The 19,306-nt window shown below is 48.4% G+C and carries 16 protein-coding genes; 10 read left to right on the forward strand and 6 right to left on the reverse strand.

Going from position 1 to position 19,306, the window contains the following annotated elements; all coding sequences use genetic code 11:
* Positions 1-10 precede the first annotated feature (10 nt).
* Genes GPL15_RS11355 through GPL15_RS11365 form a run of 3 tightly spaced genes read left to right on the forward strand, consistent with a single transcriptional unit; the run spans position 11 to position 3,690 of the window.
* Positions 11-1,522, forward strand: coding sequence for a TrkH family potassium uptake protein (locus GPL15_RS11355; RefSeq protein ID WP_215698790.1), 1,512 nt, complete (start codon positions 11-13; stop codon positions 1,520-1,522).
* A 7-nt stretch (positions 1,523-1,529) separates the two neighbouring features.
* Complete coding sequence (locus GPL15_RS11360) at positions 1,530-3,011, forward strand: ATP-binding protein (protein ID WP_215698791.1); 1,482 nt, start codon at positions 1,530-1,532, stop codon at positions 3,009-3,011.
* Complete coding sequence (locus GPL15_RS11365; protein WP_215698792.1) at positions 3,004-3,690, forward strand: response regulator transcription factor; 687 nt, start codon at positions 3,004-3,006, stop codon at positions 3,688-3,690. The genes GPL15_RS11360 and GPL15_RS11365 overlap by 8 nt, the downstream gene beginning before the upstream one ends.
* Positions 3,691-3,940: 250 nt before the next feature.
* Here GPL15_RS11365 and GPL15_RS11370 read toward each other — a convergent pair whose 3' ends face one another.
* Both GPL15_RS11370 and GPL15_RS11375 read right to left on the reverse strand, forming a co-directional pair.
* Entirely contained in the window at positions 3,941-4,252 is a 312-nt protein-coding gene (locus GPL15_RS11370) for a hypothetical protein (protein WP_215698793.1), read from the reverse strand.
* A gap of 466 nt (positions 4,253-4,718) precedes the next feature.
* Entirely contained in the window at positions 4,719-6,071 is a 1,353-nt protein-coding gene (locus GPL15_RS11375) for an MATE family efflux transporter (RefSeq protein ID WP_215698794.1), read from the reverse strand.
* Positions 6,072-6,611: 540 nt separating this feature from the next.
* On the opposite strand from GPL15_RS11375, the gene kdpA reads away from it, so the two are divergent.
* From kdpA to GPL15_RS11400, 6 genes are all read left to right on the forward strand, one after another.
* Positions 6,612-8,360: a potassium-transporting ATPase subunit KdpA gene (gene kdpA, locus GPL15_RS11380; protein ID WP_215698795.1), complete on the forward strand. Its 1,749-nt coding sequence runs from the start codon at positions 6,612-6,614 to the stop codon at positions 8,358-8,360.
* Positions 8,361-8,383: 23 nt separating this feature from the next.
* On the forward strand, positions 8,384-10,456 hold the full coding sequence (gene kdpB, locus GPL15_RS11385) for a potassium-transporting ATPase subunit KdpB (RefSeq protein ID WP_215698796.1): 2,073 nt from the start codon (positions 8,384-8,386) through the stop codon (positions 10,454-10,456).
* A gap of 19 nt (positions 10,457-10,475) precedes the next feature.
* Positions 10,476-10,604 carry a hypothetical protein gene (locus GPL15_RS27715; protein WP_275950473.1) on the forward strand — a complete coding sequence of 43 codons (129 nt, stop codon included), beginning with the start codon at positions 10,476-10,478 and terminating at the stop codon, positions 10,602-10,604.
* A 43-nt stretch (positions 10,605-10,647) separates the two neighbouring features.
* The gene (kdpC, locus tag GPL15_RS11390) at positions 10,648-11,256 is read left to right on the forward strand and encodes a potassium-transporting ATPase subunit KdpC (RefSeq protein WP_215698797.1); all 609 of its coding nucleotides are present in this window, start codon (positions 10,648-10,650) and stop codon (positions 11,254-11,256) included.
* Between the two features lie 84 nt (positions 11,257-11,340).
* Positions 11,341-13,224 carry a DUF4118 domain-containing protein gene (locus GPL15_RS11395; RefSeq protein WP_252198315.1) on the forward strand — a complete coding sequence of 628 codons (1,884 nt, stop codon included), beginning with the start codon at positions 11,341-11,343 and terminating at the stop codon, positions 13,222-13,224.
* A gap of 105 nt (positions 13,225-13,329) precedes the next feature.
* On the forward strand, positions 13,330-13,515 hold the full coding sequence (locus tag GPL15_RS11400) for a hypothetical protein (RefSeq protein WP_215698798.1): 186 nt from the start codon (positions 13,330-13,332) through the stop codon (positions 13,513-13,515).
* Positions 13,516-13,665: 150 nt separating this feature from the next.
* Here GPL15_RS11400 and GPL15_RS11405 read toward each other — a convergent pair whose 3' ends face one another.
* The 4 genes from GPL15_RS11405 to GPL15_RS11420 form a co-directional block, all read right to left on the reverse strand.
* Positions 13,666-14,415, reverse strand: a complete 750-nt coding sequence (locus GPL15_RS11405) for an SIMPL domain-containing protein (protein ID WP_215698799.1) — start codon at positions 14,413-14,415, stop codon at positions 13,666-13,668.
* Between the two features lie 256 nt (positions 14,416-14,671).
* Entirely contained in the window at positions 14,672-16,021 is a 1,350-nt protein-coding gene (locus GPL15_RS11410) for a S8 family peptidase (RefSeq protein WP_252198317.1), read from the reverse strand.
* A gap of 188 nt (positions 16,022-16,209) precedes the next feature.
* Positions 16,210-16,857 carry a GDSL-type esterase/lipase family protein gene (locus GPL15_RS11415; protein WP_215698800.1) on the reverse strand — a complete coding sequence of 216 codons (648 nt, stop codon included), beginning with the start codon at positions 16,855-16,857 and terminating at the stop codon, positions 16,210-16,212.
* 44 nt (positions 16,858-16,901) lie between these two features.
* The gene (locus tag GPL15_RS11420; RefSeq protein WP_215698801.1) at positions 16,902-18,347 is read right to left on the reverse strand and encodes a phospholipase D family protein; all 1,446 of its coding nucleotides are present in this window, start codon (positions 18,345-18,347) and stop codon (positions 16,902-16,904) included.
* 218 nt (positions 18,348-18,565) lie between these two features.
* On the opposite strand from GPL15_RS11420, the gene GPL15_RS11425 reads away from it, so the two are divergent.
* Positions 18,566-19,219, forward strand: coding sequence for a hypothetical protein (locus GPL15_RS11425; RefSeq protein WP_215698802.1), 654 nt, complete (start codon positions 18,566-18,568; stop codon positions 19,217-19,219).
* Positions 19,220-19,306: the final 87 nt, after the last annotated feature.

Raw genomic sequence — 19,306 nt, forward strand, 5'->3', positions numbered from 1 at the left:
GAAGGAAACTATGAATAAACCAGAAATAAATGATAAGATAACAATCTCCGGATACACTCTGATCACAGGGTATTTGGGGATTGTTATGATTATGGCGGGAGTGATTACCCTTCTCCCTTTGCTGACATTGATCTTTTACCCCCAGGAGCTGGATCAGGCGGGATATTTTATCGTCCCGGGCGTGATTTCCATACTGGCCGGATATCTGACCAGCCTGGTTTTGAGGGGGAAGAAATTGGGGAATTTGGAGAGAAACCAGGAGATGATCGTGGTTGTGGCCACCTGGATGATCACCATCGGCGTAACGGCTGCGCCCTTTGTTTTGACAGGAAATTATACGTTCACCCAGGCGGTGTTTGAAACCACCAGCGGACTGAGCACAACCGGCCTCAGCGTGGTGGATACGGCCATGGCGCCCCGCATATTTTTGATTCACCGGACGGTACTGCTGTTTTTTGGCGGGATCGGCCTTGTGCTGGTGATGACGTCCGTACTGTCCGATATCTATGGAATGCGGCTGTATAACGCGGAAGGCCATTCGGACCGCCTTCTGCCCAATCTGCTGGAATCGGCCAGGCTGATTATCGGCATTTACAGCGGTTATATCCTGGCAGGGACGGCGCTGTATGTCCTGTTTGGAATGAGCCCCTTTGATGCGTTCAATCATTCCATCGCGGCTCTGTCCACCGGCGGATTTTCCACCAGGCCGGAGAGCATCGGTTTCTATGACAGCGCGGCCATTGAAATGATAACCATTGTGCTGATGCTGCTGGGAGGGACGAATTTTTTGATCCACCTTCTGCTTTTAAGGGGAAAAATAAGAGAGGTTCTGTTTCATTGTGAGACCAGAATTACACTGTTTCTTCTGGCCTTTTTTTCACCGCTCATGCTTGTGCTTTTGATGCATGGAATGTATAATGAGGTATCGACAGGGCTGAGAACTGCTGTTTTTCAGGCGGTTTCCGCCCTTACAACCACTGGATTCCAGACTGTGGAAACATTTCAGACATGGAGTTCTCCTCTGATGCTGATCATGATCGTGCTGATGCTGATCGGCGGAAGCGCCGGTTCAACTGCGGGCGGTTTGAAGGCTTACAGGGTTTATGTGATTTTAAAAGAAATGAAATGGAAACTGGTCAGAGATATCTGCCCGAACCGGATGGTGTTTACGGAGACGATTCCCAGGTATGGAAAAGAGGAAGCGGTAACTTCCAGAGAAAAAGAGCAGATTCATACATTTGTCTGCGTTTATCTGCTCCTGTTTCTGGCGGGGACATTTGTATTCTGCCTGTTTGGCTATTCTGTCCAGGATTCCATGTTTGAGTTCGCGTCCGCACTCAGTACGGTGGGACTGTCGATGGGAATTACCGCTTATGACGCCAGTCCGGTGATCCATTGGACGGCGTCGGCTGGAATGTTTTTAGGAAGGCTGGAGGTGTTTGCGGTGCTGATCGGAGCGGCCAGGATGTTTTCAGACGGGAAAGGGAAGGCAGCGGAAAGAAAGACGGGAATCAGGAGGTAGGCCGGGCATGTTTTACAGTTTTGAAAAAGAATTGAACTTAATAAAAAAGGTGCTGAAGGTATCCATTGTGTGGGTACTGTCGACCATGCTGGCCATTGTTTTAGAGCGGATGTCCATCCGGGTGGAAAATCTTCTGCTGATCTATATGGTGGGGGTTTTAATCAGCATTGTGGAAACCAGCAGCATGGTCTGGGGAATTGGTTCTGCAGTCGTTTTTGTATTCACATTCAACTTTTTGTTCACCGCGCCCAAATTCACATTTGCGGTGGATGATCCCAACTATATCATATCATTTGTAATTTTTATCATTGTGGCGGGGATTGTTTCCACGCTGACCATAAAACTGCAGAAACAGATGCAGATCGCCAATAAGAAGTCGGAAATTACCTTGAAGATCAATGACATTGGAAGCGGATTTTTGAATTTGACTGGATACGGGGCCATAGAGCGGTACAGCCAGGAAAGCCTGAGCAACCTGACCGGGCGCCGGGTGGATGTGCTCCTTCGGGAAAATGAAAAGGATGAATTTGACGACAGCATTGCAGAATGGTGCTACCGCCATGCAATGCCTTGCGGCCATGGGGAAATCCAGTTTACCCAGGATAAAAACCTCTATCTTCCCATTCAGAACAGCAATAAAACCTATGGCGTGATCATATTTGACTGTGGGGATGAAGGGCTTCAGGAAGATGAGGATATCTATATAAAAACCGTGATTTCCCAGATCACCCTGGTTCTGGAACGGGAACGGCTTGGCAGGGAAAAAGAGGAGGGGCGGATCCAGGTGGAGAGGGAAAGGCTGAAAAGCACCCTGCTCAGAAGCATTTCCCACGATCTGCGCACGCCCCTTACGGGAATTGCCGGAAGCGCGAATTTCCTCTTTGACAACCTGAAGGAGCTGGATCAGAATACGGCCCAGAGCATGTTGAAGGACATCTGCACCGATGCGGAATGGCTCAATACCATGGTGGAAAATCTGCTGAACATGACCCGGATTCAGGAAGGGCGGCTGGAAATTAATAAGAAAAAGGAAGTGGTGGACGATATCATTTCCTCTGCCGTTTCCCTGGTGTCCAAGCGGATCGGCAGCCACACCCTTAAAACGGAAACGCCGGAAGAAATCGTGCTGTTCCCAGTAGATGCCCGCCTGTTTATCCAGGTTCTGGTCAATTTGCTGGATAATGCGTTCCGTCACTCGGGAGAGGGGACTACGGTGGTGATTTCCGCATTTGCCCAGCGGAATAATATGGTGTTCCGGGTCTCTGACAACGGCGTGGGGATACCGGACGATAAGCTGGAACAGATATTTGATAATTTCTTCACAACGGCGTACCAGAACGGGGACCGTCAGAGAGGAGTTGGGCTTGGACTGACTATCTGTAAAGCGATTGTGGAAGCCCACCGCGGAAAAATTGTTGCATTTAATAATGAAAAGGGAGGAGCGGCCTTCCAGATCGAACTGCCAATGGAGGACAAAAACCATGAATGAGCCTAATATTTTAGTAGTGGAAGACGACCAGACAATACAGAATTTTATAAAAATATCATTGAAAACAAAGGGATACCGATATGTGCTGGCAGACGACGGCCTGACCGGAATTTCGCTCTTTTACGCCAACAACCCGGATCTGGTGTTATTGGATCTGGGGCTGCCTGATATGGATGGAATGGAAGTGTTAAAGCTGATCCGCCAGGAATCCGAGACTCCGGTTATCATCGTATCCGCCAGAGGCCAGGAGAAGGAAAAGGTGGCGGCTTTGGATGGTGGCGCGGACGACTATATTGTAAAGCCATTTAACGCAGGAGAGATGCTGGCCCGGATCCGTGTCGCTTTAAGGCATAAAGGGGCGGTGGCTAAACCGATGACAGAATTTGAACTGGACGGGATCAGGATCGATTTTGAAAGGCGGAAAGTGTATAAGAGAGGGGAAGAGATTCATTTGACCCCGTTGGAATATAAGATGGTGGTTCTCATGGTGAACAACAGCGGAAAGGTGCTGACCCATAAATATATCCAGCAGGAAGTGTGGGGATATGATACTACGGACGATTATCAGTCCCTCAGGGTGTTTATGGCGAATATCAGGCGGAAAATTGAGGATGATACCACGAAGCCCAGATATATACTCACCGAAGTCGGGGTGGGGTACCGGTTTGTGGATGAATAAATAATCAATGGGGACTGATTGGCGAGAGGATCGCAGGAAAGCGGGGAGAGGCGGCAGTTGGAAGGCCGGGGGTTCGGAACGGGCCGGGCGGGACGGTATCGGATGGTGCTGGGGACCGGCTTCCAACCGTTAAGTTGAACTAAGTCCGCAGGGATGGCAAAAGACGGTCCGATGCCCATTCACGGTGAACTCTTTATGGACTTCACCGTGAATGGGCATCTCAGAGTTTAGCTGAAGTTAAAAGAAATGGCTATCGTAATGTTATATTGGTATTAGGCGGGGTAAAAATCATCTTATCTTTAGACCCGCCGTTTATGAATGCTTGAGAAAAGGCATCAAATCCTTTTGCTTTATAATCATTATAGCTAATTGCAACTTTAATCATACCACCTATACAAGTTATCTCTTGCTTCTTTAACAACTCTTCCAATAAATCATCAAATTCTTCTTTTGATTCCACGATGCCTTTTTGAATACAAAATTCTTTTAATTTTTCGCTGGAAATCTTTTCTTCATTCCAAAGTTTACATAATACATAGAAATGCTGGTCCTTTTTATTCATTGTAATCACCCCTTTTAGAATCCTTTTAATGTTTTGAAGATATTCTCTAAACACAGGGATTTATTAAGTTTTTACAGGCTTTAACAAAGTTTGTTTTGAAATAGCACAACAGGTTCATTTAAATTATATCAGTTGTTTTGTTAGGGAATTGTTTGTATTTAGTAAACTTACTCTATATATAGTTTGCAAAATAAAATATAAAAAGTCAATATTTAAGAGAAAAACTTAAAAAATAGATAAATATAAAATATAGGACTTCTATTAATAATTTCAAAAAACGTTCCTAAACATTTTATTTTTGAAAAATAAAGTGTTTAACTTGTGGATGATGATGGTAATTAAATAACTAAAAATCGTTTTGTCAATAAGCTTACTGTATTTGGAAACATGGTATTTTCATAAAAAAGATCTCCTGCATTCAGAACTAAATTTCTGAATGCAGGAGATCTTTTTTATTGCTGTTTTTTTACTGTCTGACAACATTTTCCTTCCATTTACCGGACAGATAAAAAATGATAATTAATATCAGACTGCCCAATGATGCGATAGGGGCGCCCAACCCCACTCCGCGCAGTCCCAATCCCATCACAGATCCGAACAGAATGCTGGCTGGAACCCGGAGGCCTAAGGCGGACAAGACTGAGTTAATCAGTGAAAACGTGGTGTGTCCTGAGGCGATATACAGGCCGTTGATAGAAAAACACAGCGGCACGAATAAATAATCAAAGCTGAATGTGCGGAAATATTCCACCCCGCTGCGGATCATCTCCGGGTTGTCGTCGAAGAGTTCCAGAATCTGCTGCGGATAAATCTGGACCAGGACGAAAATCATGTAGCTGCAGGCCACTGCGATGAGGGTTCCCACACGGCAGGTTTTAATGGCCCGGCCCCATTCCCCGGCTCCGATGTTCTGGGCGCACATGGTGGCTATGGAACTGCCCATGGCTACGGCGGGCATGATGGCAAATCCGTTGAATTTGCTGACAACTCCGACGGCGGCGGAAGCGTTAACGCCTCCGATGGTATTGACAAGAGCCGTAATGATCAAAAAGGAAAAGCTGGTGATGCCGTTTTGTACGGCGGCAGGAAGGCCGATTTTGATGATCAGCTCCATCTTTTCCTTATGGAATTTGAAAGAGGATGGTTTGAAGTCAAAGATAAACTTATTCTTCACCATATATAAGATGCATAAAAGCATGCTGAGGGCCTGGGAAAATACGGTGGCCACAGCAGCGCCTAAAGCGCCCATTTTAAATCCGGCTACCAGCAGGAGATCCAGAAAAATATTGGTTACGCAGGCGATGAGGACAAAGTAGAACGGACGCTTGCTGTCCCCCATACCCCTCATGACGGCGCTGAGCACGTTGTAGCCGAAAATGAAAATGATTCCGGTTACGGTGACGGTCAGATAGCGGCTGGCCTCTTCAAAGGATTCGGCCGGAGTTTTGATTAAAACCAGAACCTGGTTCTTCAACACCAGCATGATCAGTGTGATGACGATTGCGGCGGATATGAGTGTGCTCATCAGGGTGGCGATGGTTTCTTCCATATCCTTGGGCTTTTTGGCCCCCAGGTACTGGGCGACCAAAACCGTACCGCCTGAGCACAATCCCACCACAATATTAGTGAGAATAAATGTCACCTGTCCGCCGATATTGACCCCGGACATGCTGGCGGTTCCGCTGAAGTTGCCCACAATCAACATATCCGCTACATTATAAAGTGACTGTATGATGCTGGAAACTAAGAATGGAAATGCGAACAGAACCAACTGGCGCACTACATTTCCTTTTGACAGATCGTTTTCGAAGTGTCCCATAAAAAAATCCTCCATGCCGGAGCGTTTTTTGCGGGGGCCCGCACTGGGAATTTCATATTCCCAGCCGCGATTCAAATTTGCGGCTCCGGCACAAATTTGGGTTTGAAAAATGAACCATCAGGATTATTTTTCAAACGAACCTCCATTCCACCTGTAGGGACAGGCGTTTCTATTGTGTAAGTATTGACATGATGAATATGATACCATAGTACGGCGTTTACTTCAATCCTTAATTTCCCTTACTGTTTCCTATTTGCCCATAAATGGGAAATTTTTTTTGACCATGTGTTTCTTTATTAACAATCTCTTTATACAGAAGCCCAAGTGCCCTATAGAATCTTTATAAAATGCCATGGTAACATACGGGTATCAAAAAGGAGGTTATGAAAATGTTGATAATTATTGGAACGGCTGTATTATTCCTGTTGATTTATCTGATCGTTATCTTATTAAAAGGAGATCAGGCATGAGAAGAAATCAAAAAAAGAAAATTCCATATGAAAATGGCGCTGCAGGCGCCGGAATTAGGAGGTAACAGTCATGAATGTGGTTATTCAAATGGTGGCGTACTGTTTCATATTGGTGCTCCTTGCAGTTCCGCTTGGAAAGTACATAGGTAAAGTTATGAATGGGGAGCGGGTTTTCTTGTCTAAACTGTTTCTCCCGGTGGAAAACGGCATTTATAAAATCCTCAGGGTTAACCGGGAGGAAGAGATGAACTGGAAGAAATATGCGGTCTGCGCAGGCGCTTTCAGCGTCATCAGCCTGGCAGCCCTGTGGATGATTCTCATGTTCCAGAAAATCCTGCCGCTGAACCCCGAGGGGATTGACAATACGTCCTGGCATCTGGGATTTAATACGGCGGCCAGCTTTGTGACAAATACCAACTGGCAGGCATATTCGGGAGAATCGGCGCTGAGTTATTTTTCGCAGATGATCGGCTTGAACGTACAGAACTTTGTATCGGCGGCAGTGGGAACCGCGGTTTTATTCGCTTTAATCCGGGGATTTGTCCGGGTGAAACAGCGGGGGCTGGGGAATTTTTATACGGATGTAACCAGAGTGGTTCTCTACGTTTTCATTCCCCTCTCATTGATCGTATCCGTCACCATCATTTCCCAGGGCGTTCCCCAGAGCTTTAAGCCCTATGATGAAGTGACCCTTTTAGAGCCGGTAGAGGTGGAACAGGAAGACGGCACCACATTGACGGTCACAAAACAGGTGGTTCCCTTAGGACCGGCCGGAAGCCAGATCGCAATCAAGCAGCTTGGAACCAACGGAGGCGGTTTTTACGGGCTTAACTCCGCCCATCCCTTTGAAAATCCAACTCCTCTCAGCAATGCATTTGAGATGATTTCCATTCTTTTGATACCGGCTGCCCTTTGTTTTACATTTGGAAGAAATATCAAGGATAAACGGCAGGGAGTGGCGGTTTTCCTTGCGATGTTCATTATGCTGGCTGCGGCTTTGGCCATTATCGGATTCCATGAACAAAACGGAACTCCCCAGTTGGCCCAGGATGGCGCTGTTTATATGGGAACCGACGGACAGTCAGGAGGAAACATGGAAGGGAAAGAGACCAGGTTTGGGATTGCGTCGTCCGCCACATGGGCGGCATTTACCACGGCGGCTTCCAATGGTTCTGTCAATTCCATGCACGACAGCTATACGCCTATCGGCGGCCTGGTTACCATGCTTCTGATGCAGTTGGGCGAGGTGGTGTTCGGCGGCGTGGGCTGCGGGCTTTACGGAATGCTGGGATTTGCCATTATGACCGTCTTCATAGCCGGTCTGATGGTGGGGCGGACGCCCGAATACCTGGGCAAAAAAATCGAGCCCTATGAGATGAAAATGGCGGTTCTCGTCTGCCTGGCAACCCCGGTTGCCATCCTGGTGGGCAGCGGCATTGCGGCAGTCCTGCCAGGCACTGTGGACAGTTTAAATAACCATGGAGCCCACGGGCTTTCGGAAGTGCTCTATGCTTATTCCTCGGCAGGAGGAAATAACGGTTCTGCATTTGCCGGTTTCAACGCCAATACGCCGTTTTTCAATGTGAGCATCGGTTTGGTCATGCTGTTTGTGCGATTCCTGCCCATGTTTGCAACTCTGGCCATAGCAGGCAGCATGGCGGCCAAGAAAAAAGCCGCCGTCAGCGAAGGAACCCTGCCGACCCACAATGCCATGTTCATATTTTTGCTGGTATTCATCGTATTGCTGGTAGGAGCGCTCAGCTTTTTCCCGGCCCTGGCATTGGGGCCGATTGCAGAATTTTTTGAAATGACGGCATAAGAAGCCATAGGAGGGAATTTGCCATGAATGAGACAAAGAAAAATATATTTGCAGATAAACAGATCATGGGCAGAGCGCTGAAGGATTCGGTATTAAAACTGAATCCCAAAGTGCAGATACAGAATCCGGTCATGTTTCTGGTTTACGTATCAGCGGTTTTAACCACCGTATTATTCCTGTTTTCATTGGCTGGAATCAAGGATACGGGATCGGGCTTTATATTGGGAGTTGCGGTGATCCTGTGGTTTACTGATCTGTTCGGCAACTTCGCCGAGGCCATTGCGGAAGGCAGGGGCAAAGCCCAGGCGGACGCCCTGAGAGCGTCCAGAAAAGATGTGATGGCCTCTAAAATCCCATCAAAGGAGTTTAAAAATGAAATTCACAAAGTTTCTTCAGCCAGTCTGAGGAAAGGGGATATTGTGCTGGTGACGGCAGGAGAGCAGATTCCGGCGGACGGCGACGTGATTGACGGGGCCGCTTCTGTGGATGAAAGCGCCATTACAGGCGAATCCGCCCCGGTTATCAGGGAGAGCGGCGGCGACCGAAGCGCGGTGACCGGAGGGACCACGGTGATTTCCGACTGGCTTGTAATCCGGGTGACCAGCAATCCAGGTGAAAGCTTTATGGATCAGATGATCGCCATGGTTGAAGGGGCGGCCAGGAAGAAGACGCCCAACGAGCTGGCCCTTCAGATCTTCCTGGTTGCTTTATCCATCATTTTTCTGCTGGTAACGGTTTCCCTGTACTCCTATTCCATTTTTTCAGCAGGACAGAAGGGAATGGCAAATCCCACTTCAGTGGCTTCGCTGGCAGCCCTGTTTATCTGTCTGGCTCCCACCACCATAGGGGCGCTTTTGTCCTCCATCGGGATTGCGGGAATGAGCCGTTTGAATCAGGCCAATGTGCTGGCGATGAGCGGAAGAGCCATTGAAGCCGCAGGCGACGTGGACATTTTGATGCTGGATAAGACAGGTACGATTACGTTGGGAAACCGGCAGGCGGATGCGTTTATACCGGTGGACGGAGTGACGGAGCGGGAGCTGGCGGATGCAGCCCAGTTGTCTTCCTTAGCGGATGAGACGCCGGAAGGCCGCAGCATTGTGATTATGGCTAAAGAACGGTTTAACCTGAGGGGCCGCAGTATGGAAGAACTGAAAGCGGAATTTGTTCCCTTCACTGCCAAGACCAGAATGAGCGGAATCAACTGCCAGGGATTGGAGATCAGAAAAGGGGCGGCAGACGCTGTGAAAGAATACGTGATATCCTGTGGAGGCAGTTTCAGCCAGGAATGTGAGGATACGGTTAAACGGATTGCCAACCAGGGCGGAACACCCCTTGTGGTGGCCCAAAATGGCAGGGTTTTAGGTGTAATTGAGCTGAAAGACATTGTAAAACAAGGGGTTAAGGAAAAATTTGCCGATCTGCGCAAGATGGGGATAAAAACCATTATGATAACAGGCGACAACCCTTTAACAGCGGCCTCCATTGCCGCAGAAGCGGGAGTGGATGACTTTTTGGCTGAGGCCACGCCGGAAGGCAAGCTGGATATGATCCGTAAGTTCCAGGCCCAGGGACATTTGGTGGCCATGACAGGCGACGGCACCAACGACGCTCCGGCCCTCGCCCAGGCCGATGTGGCGGTGGTCATGAACACGGGCACCCAGGCGGCCAAGGAAGCCGGAAATATGGTGGATCTGGATTCTTCGCCCACGAAACTGATTGAAATTGTCAAGATAGGAAAGCAGCTTCTGATGACCCGCGGTTCCCTGACAACCTTCAGCATTGCCAACGATGTGGCCAAATATTTTGCCATCATACCGGCTCTGTTCATGGGCCTCTATCCGGGGCTTGGGGCCCTCAACATCATGAAGCTTCACAGCGCCCAAAGCGCCATCTTTTCAGCCATCATTTACAATGCGCTGATCATCATCGCCCTCATTCCATTGGCTTTAAAGGGCGTAAAATACCGGGAGGTTCCGGCTTCTAAAATGCTGTCGGGCAACCTGGTGGTCTATGGTTTGGGCGGAATTGTGATTCCGTTTATAGCGATTAAGGCCATTGATATGGTACTTACCGGGGCGGGATTTTTCTTATAGGACAGGAAGTGGGATTAACATGAGTTTTAAGGCTGCGCGGTTATTTCGGAATACATTTATTATAACGGTTCTGCTGGTCATTTCCTGCATGGTTTTAGGGCAGATGGCGGAGACTGTGGTGTTTGAATGGTTCGGTTTTATGAAATGAGGAAACAGGATGCCGTGTTGGAAGCGGCGGAACGGAGGAGACAATGAAAACTATAAAATCTGTAGTTCCCAGAGCATTTGGTTTTTTTCTGGTTTTGACGGTTATCTGCGGTGTGATCTACCCGTTGACGGTGACCGGGATTGCAAAAGTATTTTTTCAAAAGCAGGCGGAAGGTTCCATCATTGAAATTGACGGTGTAAAATATGGCAGTGAACTGCTGGCTCAGGAATTCACTTCCGATACGTATCTGTGGGGCAGGCCGATGATTACGGACATTTCCACTTACACAGACGATGAGGGCAATGTGCTTATGTATGCCGGGGCGTCCAATAAGAGCCCGGCGGGAGAGGAGCTGGAGGCAGTGATCGCTGAACGGGTGGAACGGATGAAAGCCGCCCACCCGGAACAGGCAGACCAGCCGGTGCCGTCGGATCTGGTTACGGTGTCAGGAAGCGGGCTGGACCCTGAGATTTCACCGGCAGCGGCCAATTATCAGGTGCAGAGGATATCCAAAGCCAGGGGAATACCGGAAGAAGAGGTGAAAGCAGTGATCGGCCAGTATACAAAAGAGAGAACCTTTGGGATCTTCGGTGAACCAAGAGTCAATGTGTTGAAAGTGAATCTGGCGTTGGATGGTATTTTAAAAGGCTAAGGGAAGGACGTTCCGGAAGGCAGGGCCAAATCTGATATTTGGCCTGTTTTCGCCATGGAGGGAACGCTTCCGATTGGAGGAAAGATGGAAAACAGACCTGATCCCAACAAAATATTGGCGGAACATTTCCCCAAAAGGCGTGATGACGGCAGAGGCAGATTGAAGATATTTTTTGGATATGCCGCCGGGGTGGGGAAGACCTACGCCATGCTGGAAGCCGCAAGGGATGATCTGGAAGCGGGGATCGATGTGGCGGCCGGTTATATTGAACCCCACGAAAGGCCGGAAACCCTGGCTCTGATGGATGGGATGGAGCTTTTAACGCCCCGTTTCCTGGAATACAGAGGAATCCGGCTCAGGGAATTTGATCTGGACGCCGCTCTGATACGGAAACCGGAAATTCTGCTGGTGGACGAACTGGCCCATACCAACCCGGAGGGGTTCCGGCATTCCAAACGGTATCAGGATATACAGGAACTGCTGGAAGCAGGAGTCAACGTGTATACCACGGTAAATGTACAGCATTTGGAGAGCCTGCATGATATTGTGGCGTCCATCACCCATATCCGGGTGAAAGAGCGGATTCCTGACCGGGTATTCGATCTGGCAGACCAGGTGGAACTAATCGATATTGAGCCGGAAGAGCTGATGAAGAGGCTGGAAGCCGGAAAGATTTACAGAAAGGCCCAGGCCGGCCGGGCCATGGAAAATTTCTTTACACTGGAAAAATTAACCGCGCTGAGGGAAATCGCCCTGAGGAGGACCGCCGACCGTGTAAACCGGGCCGTGAGCAAAGAGAGAGGGACTGGGGGAAAAGAGTATTATACCGCAGAACATATCCTGGTCTGCGTTTCCTCCGCGCCCTCCAATGAAAAGGTGATCCGCACCGCCGCTAGAATGGCGGATGCGTTTCACGGAGATCTTACGGCCATTGTGGTAAAGACGGAAGGAATGGAAGAAATGAGCGGCAGACTGAAGAATGTGCTGGAGAATAACATCGCATTGGCGAAGCAGTTTGGAGCCAATGCCATTACCGTGTATGGAGATGATATTGCACAGCAGATTGCAGGGTACGCCCGGCGCAGCGGGGTATCGAAAATCGTGATCGGCAGAACGGTCAGAAAGCGCCGCATGTTCTATTTAAAACAGACGCTGATTGACCGTTTAATTAAGGCGGTTCCCAACATGGACATCTATGTCATACCGGACAGCAGCGCGGTGGCGGATGACAGAAAGAAACCGGTAGTTCCGCCACTGACGGGAGGACGGAGGAAAAGAGCCCAGAGGTGGTTGCAGGCAGCCGGTATACTGGCCGGAGCCGCCGCTTTTTTGGTGCTCCTGTATAACTTCTTTTTCGTGGAACCCAGATACTCGTTCTATTCCTATGCGGCCGTATATCCGTTTACATTTGCAATTATGGCCGTTTGCGCCGTGATAACCGGTTCCATGGCGGCCAGGCTGAAAAAACAGGCGGAAATTTCCGAAGAGGAATCCGGGCAGATGCAGGCGCTGATGAACATCAGCCACAGGCTGAAGCAGGCGGGAAATGATGCTGAAAAACTGGAAATCCTGGGAATCCAGGCTTCGGAACTCCTGCGCTGTCCCGTGATTATCTATCAGGCGGTTTCAGGCGGCGGAGGCCTTAAAAAGATAGGGATTTATCCGCCAGACCGGGATCAATTATGCCGCGGTAAGTTATGCGGCAATGAGGGGGACAGCGCAGAAATGTTTGAAAAAAGCGATGAGACGGCAGTGGCCGAATGGGTCTGCAAGAATAAGCATAAAGCGGGAAAAACCACGGACACCCTTCCCGGCGCCCAGGCCAGATACATGCCGGTGGCAGGAACCGGAAAGGTTTATGGCGTGGTCGGAATCGATTTGAGAAATAAAGGCAGTATTGAACCGAATGATAAGAACATTTTAAACATCATGATAAGCGAAACGGTGTCCGCCCTCAAAACGGATTAAGCCTCTTTATAGGATGTTTACACCATTGGAAAGGTCCCATATAGAATCTTTACTGAAGATGATGATATGATGTAATCAGAAAGAGAGAGGAAGAAGGGATCAGGTATGGCAGCAAAAATCTTATTATTCATAGAAACACCATTGGAACGCCTGCTGAAAAAACATCCGCTGCTGCTCATGATGATTTTGCAGATTATAACAGCTTTATCCATGATTATTATCGTTTCCGGCATTGCGTTGGCTGGGTGCGGCGTGATTTATGGGTTTTATAAATTATTCGGAGTCATGTAGATATTATTTAAACCGGCGGAAGAGCCGCGGCAGAAAGAGGCCGGCGGGAATCTGGGGCGGTATTAAGCGTCCCGGGTCCTGCCGGCCTCTTTTTTTCATTTTTTCATCATATCGAATGTAACCGGCCTTTTCACCGGATAATATCCATTTCTACTTCACAATTTCATAATTTACCGAAATCCTGGCCTCAACTCCAATCTGACCCGGTTCTACAGCGATAGCCGCAGCCATTTCTTTGGCGGCTCCTGTGGCGGCAGACCTTTGATAACCATTATACCGCGCCTGCTGGCTGGAGGAATATTCTTCCACGTGGACAACGCCTCCCAAAGTGGCGCCGCCTGCCTCGGCAATGGCCTGGGCTTTTGATTTGGCCGAATCCATGGCCTTCTTTAAAGCCTCCTGATAGCTGGCATCATACTGGCTGGACAGATAATCCACGGATTGGATGCGGTTAATGCCAGCGTCCACACAACTGGTGATCAATTCTCCGGCTGTGTCGATGGGGATGTCGGAAATGGTGATGTTGGTGTTCATCTCATAGCCTGTGATGTCTTTTCCCGTATTCCAGTCATAAACTGGTTCCAAACCATAGTTGGAGGTCTGGATCGATGTCTTTTCAATACCAGCGGATTCCAGCACTTTAAGAGCATTTTCCAAATCCTTCTGGTTCTGATCCTGACAGCTTTTAGCGTCCGCCGCCTGGGTATAAACTGCCAGCGTGATCTCAGCCATATCGGGAACTACCTTTACCGTTTCCGTGCTTTGAACCGTTATCACCTGATTTTCCGTATTCTGGACCTTAATGGTATCCGGCAGCGCTGCCTGGCTGCAGGCTGACAGAGTGAGTGCGCTTGCTGCGATAATAGCTGCAAATGTGCTTCGTTTTGTAATATTATTCATAATGATTCCTCCAGGCCGGAGCATTTTTTTAGCGGAGGCCCGCGCGGAGAATATCAGATTCTCAGCTGCGATTCAAATTTGTGGCTCCGTCACAAATTTGGGTGTGAAAAATAAGCCATCGGGCTTTTTTTGCACTGCCTCCCTTTACAGAATCTATTGTAACGGAAAATGCTGGAAGATGTATTTCTTTTCCCTTAATAATCCATAGCTAATTATTTACAGAACTTTGACGAAAATGAAAAGAGCCGCGGCCCAATCAATATACAAAAGCGGAATAAACATCTAAAAATCCACCGCAGCCAATCTTTCCCGCCAGCGGTTCGGATTTCCTGGAAGATGCCAGGAGAATATTCTTCACATCGGCAAGACTGAGGTCGGTACGGTAGGAATAGAGCATGGCGGCCGCGCCTGTGACCATGGGGGCTGCCATGGAAGTGCCGCTCATGAATTCGTATTTGCCTTCCGGCGTGGTGCTGACTATATAGGTGCCCGGGGCGGCAATGTCCACAGAGGCCGGGCCATAATTGGAGCTGGTGTCCAGGCTCCCGTCAAACAGCAGGTTGCCTACCGCGATGATATTATCCGATGGAAATGACGCGGGATAGACCGGATGGTGGTCTATATCATATCCCACTCCCATGGCATCCCCATTCCCGGCAGCCACGATGAAAAGCATAGGGGAATTTTGAATCACCTGAGCCAGTTCTTCGTTGTATTTTGAGGAGCCAAAGCTGAGATTACAAATGGATGCGCCGTTGGCTTCCGCATAATGTATGGCTTCAATTACCGACGCGGGATTCCCCGAACCATCATTTCCCCCCAGCGCTTTTAAAGACATGATTTTAACATGGGAATTGTCCGCAATTCCAACAATCCCCCCGTTGTTTCTGGCAGCGGCAATGGTTCCTGCGGCGTGGGTGCCGTGAGTATCCTCTTTTCCATTATAAAGAACGCTGTTATTGCTGTAAAAATTCCATCCGTTGATATCGTCAACATAACCATTGCCGTCATTGTCAATTCCGTCTCCGGGAATTTCAGCTTGGTTGACCCACATGGAACTCTGAAGATCCGGGTGGCCGGTATCGATGCCGGTGTCGATTACCGCAACGATCACATCCCGTTTGGTTTGGGCTTTTTCGTAAAGGTCCCAGGCGGGGCGGATGTTGATATCAATACCTGCTATGGCTTTTGTTTTACGCATCTCCACGGCGTCAGGGCCCACCGGATTGGGAATGCTTATGGAACTGTCGCCGGTTACGGCCCGGTACAGTTCCGTGGCATATTTGAATTGATCGATCAGCTCGATCATCTGGAATTCCCCATCATTTTTCAATCCCCACTGATAGGTGGCATAGGAATCTCCGGGGGAGAGGTTTACAAGTCCGGGGCCTACGGCAAATGGCCTGAGAACGGCTTCATTTTGACCGGACGTTCCGGATTGGCGGAATAAATCTTTTGGGCCGGGGGTGGGACAGGAAGCCGCTGAATATGAGGCCTCCGAACATAGAGTCTCCGGCAATGGCGATGCCGGAAACGAAATTGCGGAAAGCGGGGCCGCAGCAGTTGTAAAGGCCGCTATGGCGGCTATTATTTTTTTTGTCATCATCTGACCTCCTGACTTTCCAGGGGAGTGTCAAGTCTGACACCTCGGTTAAGGAAATATGTGTTTAAATTCACCCTGGGGAGTGTTCGAAAATTCATTTCCGCCATCTGCACGTCTTACTTCTGACGGAAAGCAATTTTCAAACACACTCTGATAGTTTACCAGGCAGATTTGAAAAAATTGTGAACTTATTATCCGTTTATAATAGTAGGAATCAGTTTTGCCAGGGCTAAAGCCAATTCCTGATGTCCTTTTTCTGTCAAATGGATATAATCAACAGGACTGATTTCACTGACGATTTCATTGGCATCCAGGTAGTGGCAGTTCATCATCTCAGCAACTTTTTTAAATTCTTCTGAGAGCATACCTGCTTTTTCCGAACATTCCCTTCCCATGGTCTGCAGGACCGGCTTGGTTTCGTACCGTTTGTCAATGCTCTTTGGGGTGATTATGAGTATGTTTGGAGTATTTTTGGCCCAGCAGTCCTCCGTGGCCTGCGCTTTGGCGACCAGCCGTTTTAACCCCATGCCGATGCAGGCGGCGGAGCAGCCAAAACGTTCCTTGGTGTCATTGGTGCCCAGCATGATGATGAGCAGTTTGACGGGGGCATGGCTTTTAAGGCAGGGATGAATATAATTCAGCCCGCACATTCCCTCCCGGACCGGGTCTTCAAAACTGGTGGTTCTTCCGTTCAGCCCCTCTTCAATGACCAGATACTCGTCTCCAAGGGCTTTGGCAAGCAGCCTGGTCCAGCGTGTGTTTTCGTCAAAACGTTTTTGGTCTTCGGCCCGGAAGCCGTGGGTGTTGGAATCCCCAAAACATACGATGTGTTTTAGCATGGTGTATTTTTCTCCTTTTATAGTTTATTATGGTTTACCGCATTTCAGATCAAATAATGGAAGAGCTGGAACAGCCGGGAAGTGACAAAAAACAGGAGCTGTTTCACCCTCGAAACGTTTTTGGCTTTTCCGGCGTCGTCAGCCGCCACAGTTCCATCCGGCTCAATTCGGACGGCATCTTCCTCAAGGGCCAGAATATGGCTCTCCAACTGTTTGTTAAATTCTTCTCCATGGATCACCAGCATGGTTTCCGTGTCCACATAAGTACTTCTCATGTCCAGGTTATAGGAACCGATCAAAGAGATATCATGGTCGATCAGCATGGATTTGCCATGGGAGGAGTGGCTGCCGTTGTATTCATAGACCGTGACCCCGGTATCCAGAATCTTATTTTTATTAAAAATGTAATCGGAAGAAGCCATGAAATTATCGCCTACGGCAACGGAGTTAATCATCATTTTAAAATCAGGGACGCTGCCTGCCGTCTCCGCCATGCCGTCATACATGTCTTGGCTGAACACCGCATAGGGAGTGTGAAGGTACACCCGATGCTCCGCCTGTTTCATCAGCTCCTCAAGCTGATACCAGATCCATGGTTCCTTTCCCATGATATGGGTGGGGTTCCAGATCAGGGTCGCCTTTTTTATGGGGATCGTGGAATCCGTATAATCAAAATCAGGGACGGTCAGTTCCGGGCTGCGGGCGGAGAGTTCAAGATAATGAGCCCTTAATTCAGATTCCGCATCCGGCATTTTCTTTTTCATGGATTTCGAGGGCTGCTCAAAGACGGTTTCGCAGTATTCGGAATTCCACATATCCTGAAAATAACGGTCGGTCTGCCAAACCGCGCTGCTTTTAGCGTCCTCCTGCCCATGTCCAGTGTTGTAAATGAGCACATCCCTGTCATAACTGAGATTTTCCATATTGTATTCCCCAAGAAAATAATCAAAGGTATTTCTTCCGCCCATCAAAAGCAGTTTATCGTCGATCAGAAGATATTTATCATGCATCCGTCCGTGAATGGTCCAGGGTTTAAGTGGATTTGGCGTATTATAAAATTTAATTTCGATATCAGGATGAGCCCCCAGGGCATAAAAAATGGGTTCCTGATTCATGTGGAGGCTTCCATACATCCCGTCCACCAGAATCCGGACCTTGACACCTCTGTCCGCTGCCTCTAAAATAGAGGAAAAAATGTCATCGCAGCTCTGTCCTGCCCGGATATCAAAGGTGGACAGCACAATCCTCTCTTTCGCCTGATGGATCATCTGGATTCTTACATTTAAGGCATCCATGCTGCTTTCCACCACGGCGGCCCGGTCAGCGCTGTCAGTGCCGGAATCATTGTAAAAGGCGTCCGTGTCAAAGGAGGCGCGGAAGGAATCCCCCACTTGTTTTGGGTGCATAAAAGGGATCAAACACCCCAATACCACATAAATTAAAAATACGGCAAGCACAAGGAACAAATGCTTCAGCCGGAACTTTTTCATAAAAACAGATCCTTTCTCCTGATACAATGGAATTTTTCTTACAGTGTAACACATTTTCCACGATATTTCAAAATTTCATAATTTTGTCATCGGAAATTAATAGCAGTTTTAGAAAGCAGGTGTTATACTAAGAATGATACGAGAGGGCAGTCTGCTGAAAAATCATTTCACAACGTGACTGCTCCATGGAAAATTGATTAAAAAAGGAAAATAAAAATATGAAATGGTTTAATAAAGAATATAAATATCCCCGTATTTTGACGGCATTACTGCTCACGGCTGCGGTGGCGGGATTAACAGCCTGCCAAAACTCCAAACAGGCAGGGAATTCGCAGAATATGGAAACCACCGTGTCTGCACAATCCATACCTGTGGAGGTTAGGGAAGAAGTTTTAACTGAGAAAAAGGGCGAGGAAGCGGAAGGCTGCGGCGTGCTGAGAGGAACTGTAATCGATGGCTCCGACTATTCCGAATCCATCACCATAAGAACCGACAGCGGCAGCGATTACAATGTTTTTACCACCAGCGTGCCTTTAGAAGAGATCACCACGATCAAGCCCGGTCAGAAAATTGCCATCGCCTATTGCGGAACCTTGCAGGAAGAAGACCTTCAGGGCGTTCAACTGATCGTAACACTCAATCCGCAGGTACAGTACGAGATAAAAACCGTAACCGGCGTGACGGTTTCCAATGCTATGAGCACATTTACCGTTAAGGATGAAGAGGGCCAGGAAGTCTCCTTTATGAAGGATAACTGCGAAATCGAAGAAAATTCCCTGAGCCGTGACAGCGGAGACCATGTAAAGGTGGTATATGTCACCTCTGTGGATACGGAGATCAATTATCCGCTAAAGGTTTCAAAAGCGGAGTGATTGGGGGAATCTTTATTTAGTTGAGGAAGTTACGCAGGAAAGCGGGACGAGGGGACGGACTGGATGTTTGGATGCGGACGGGCCCAG

The sequence above is a fragment of the Clostridium sp. MCC353 genome (assembly GCF_018785315.1).
Classification (GTDB): domain Bacteria; phylum Bacillota; class Clostridia; order Lachnospirales; family Lachnospiraceae; genus CHH4-2.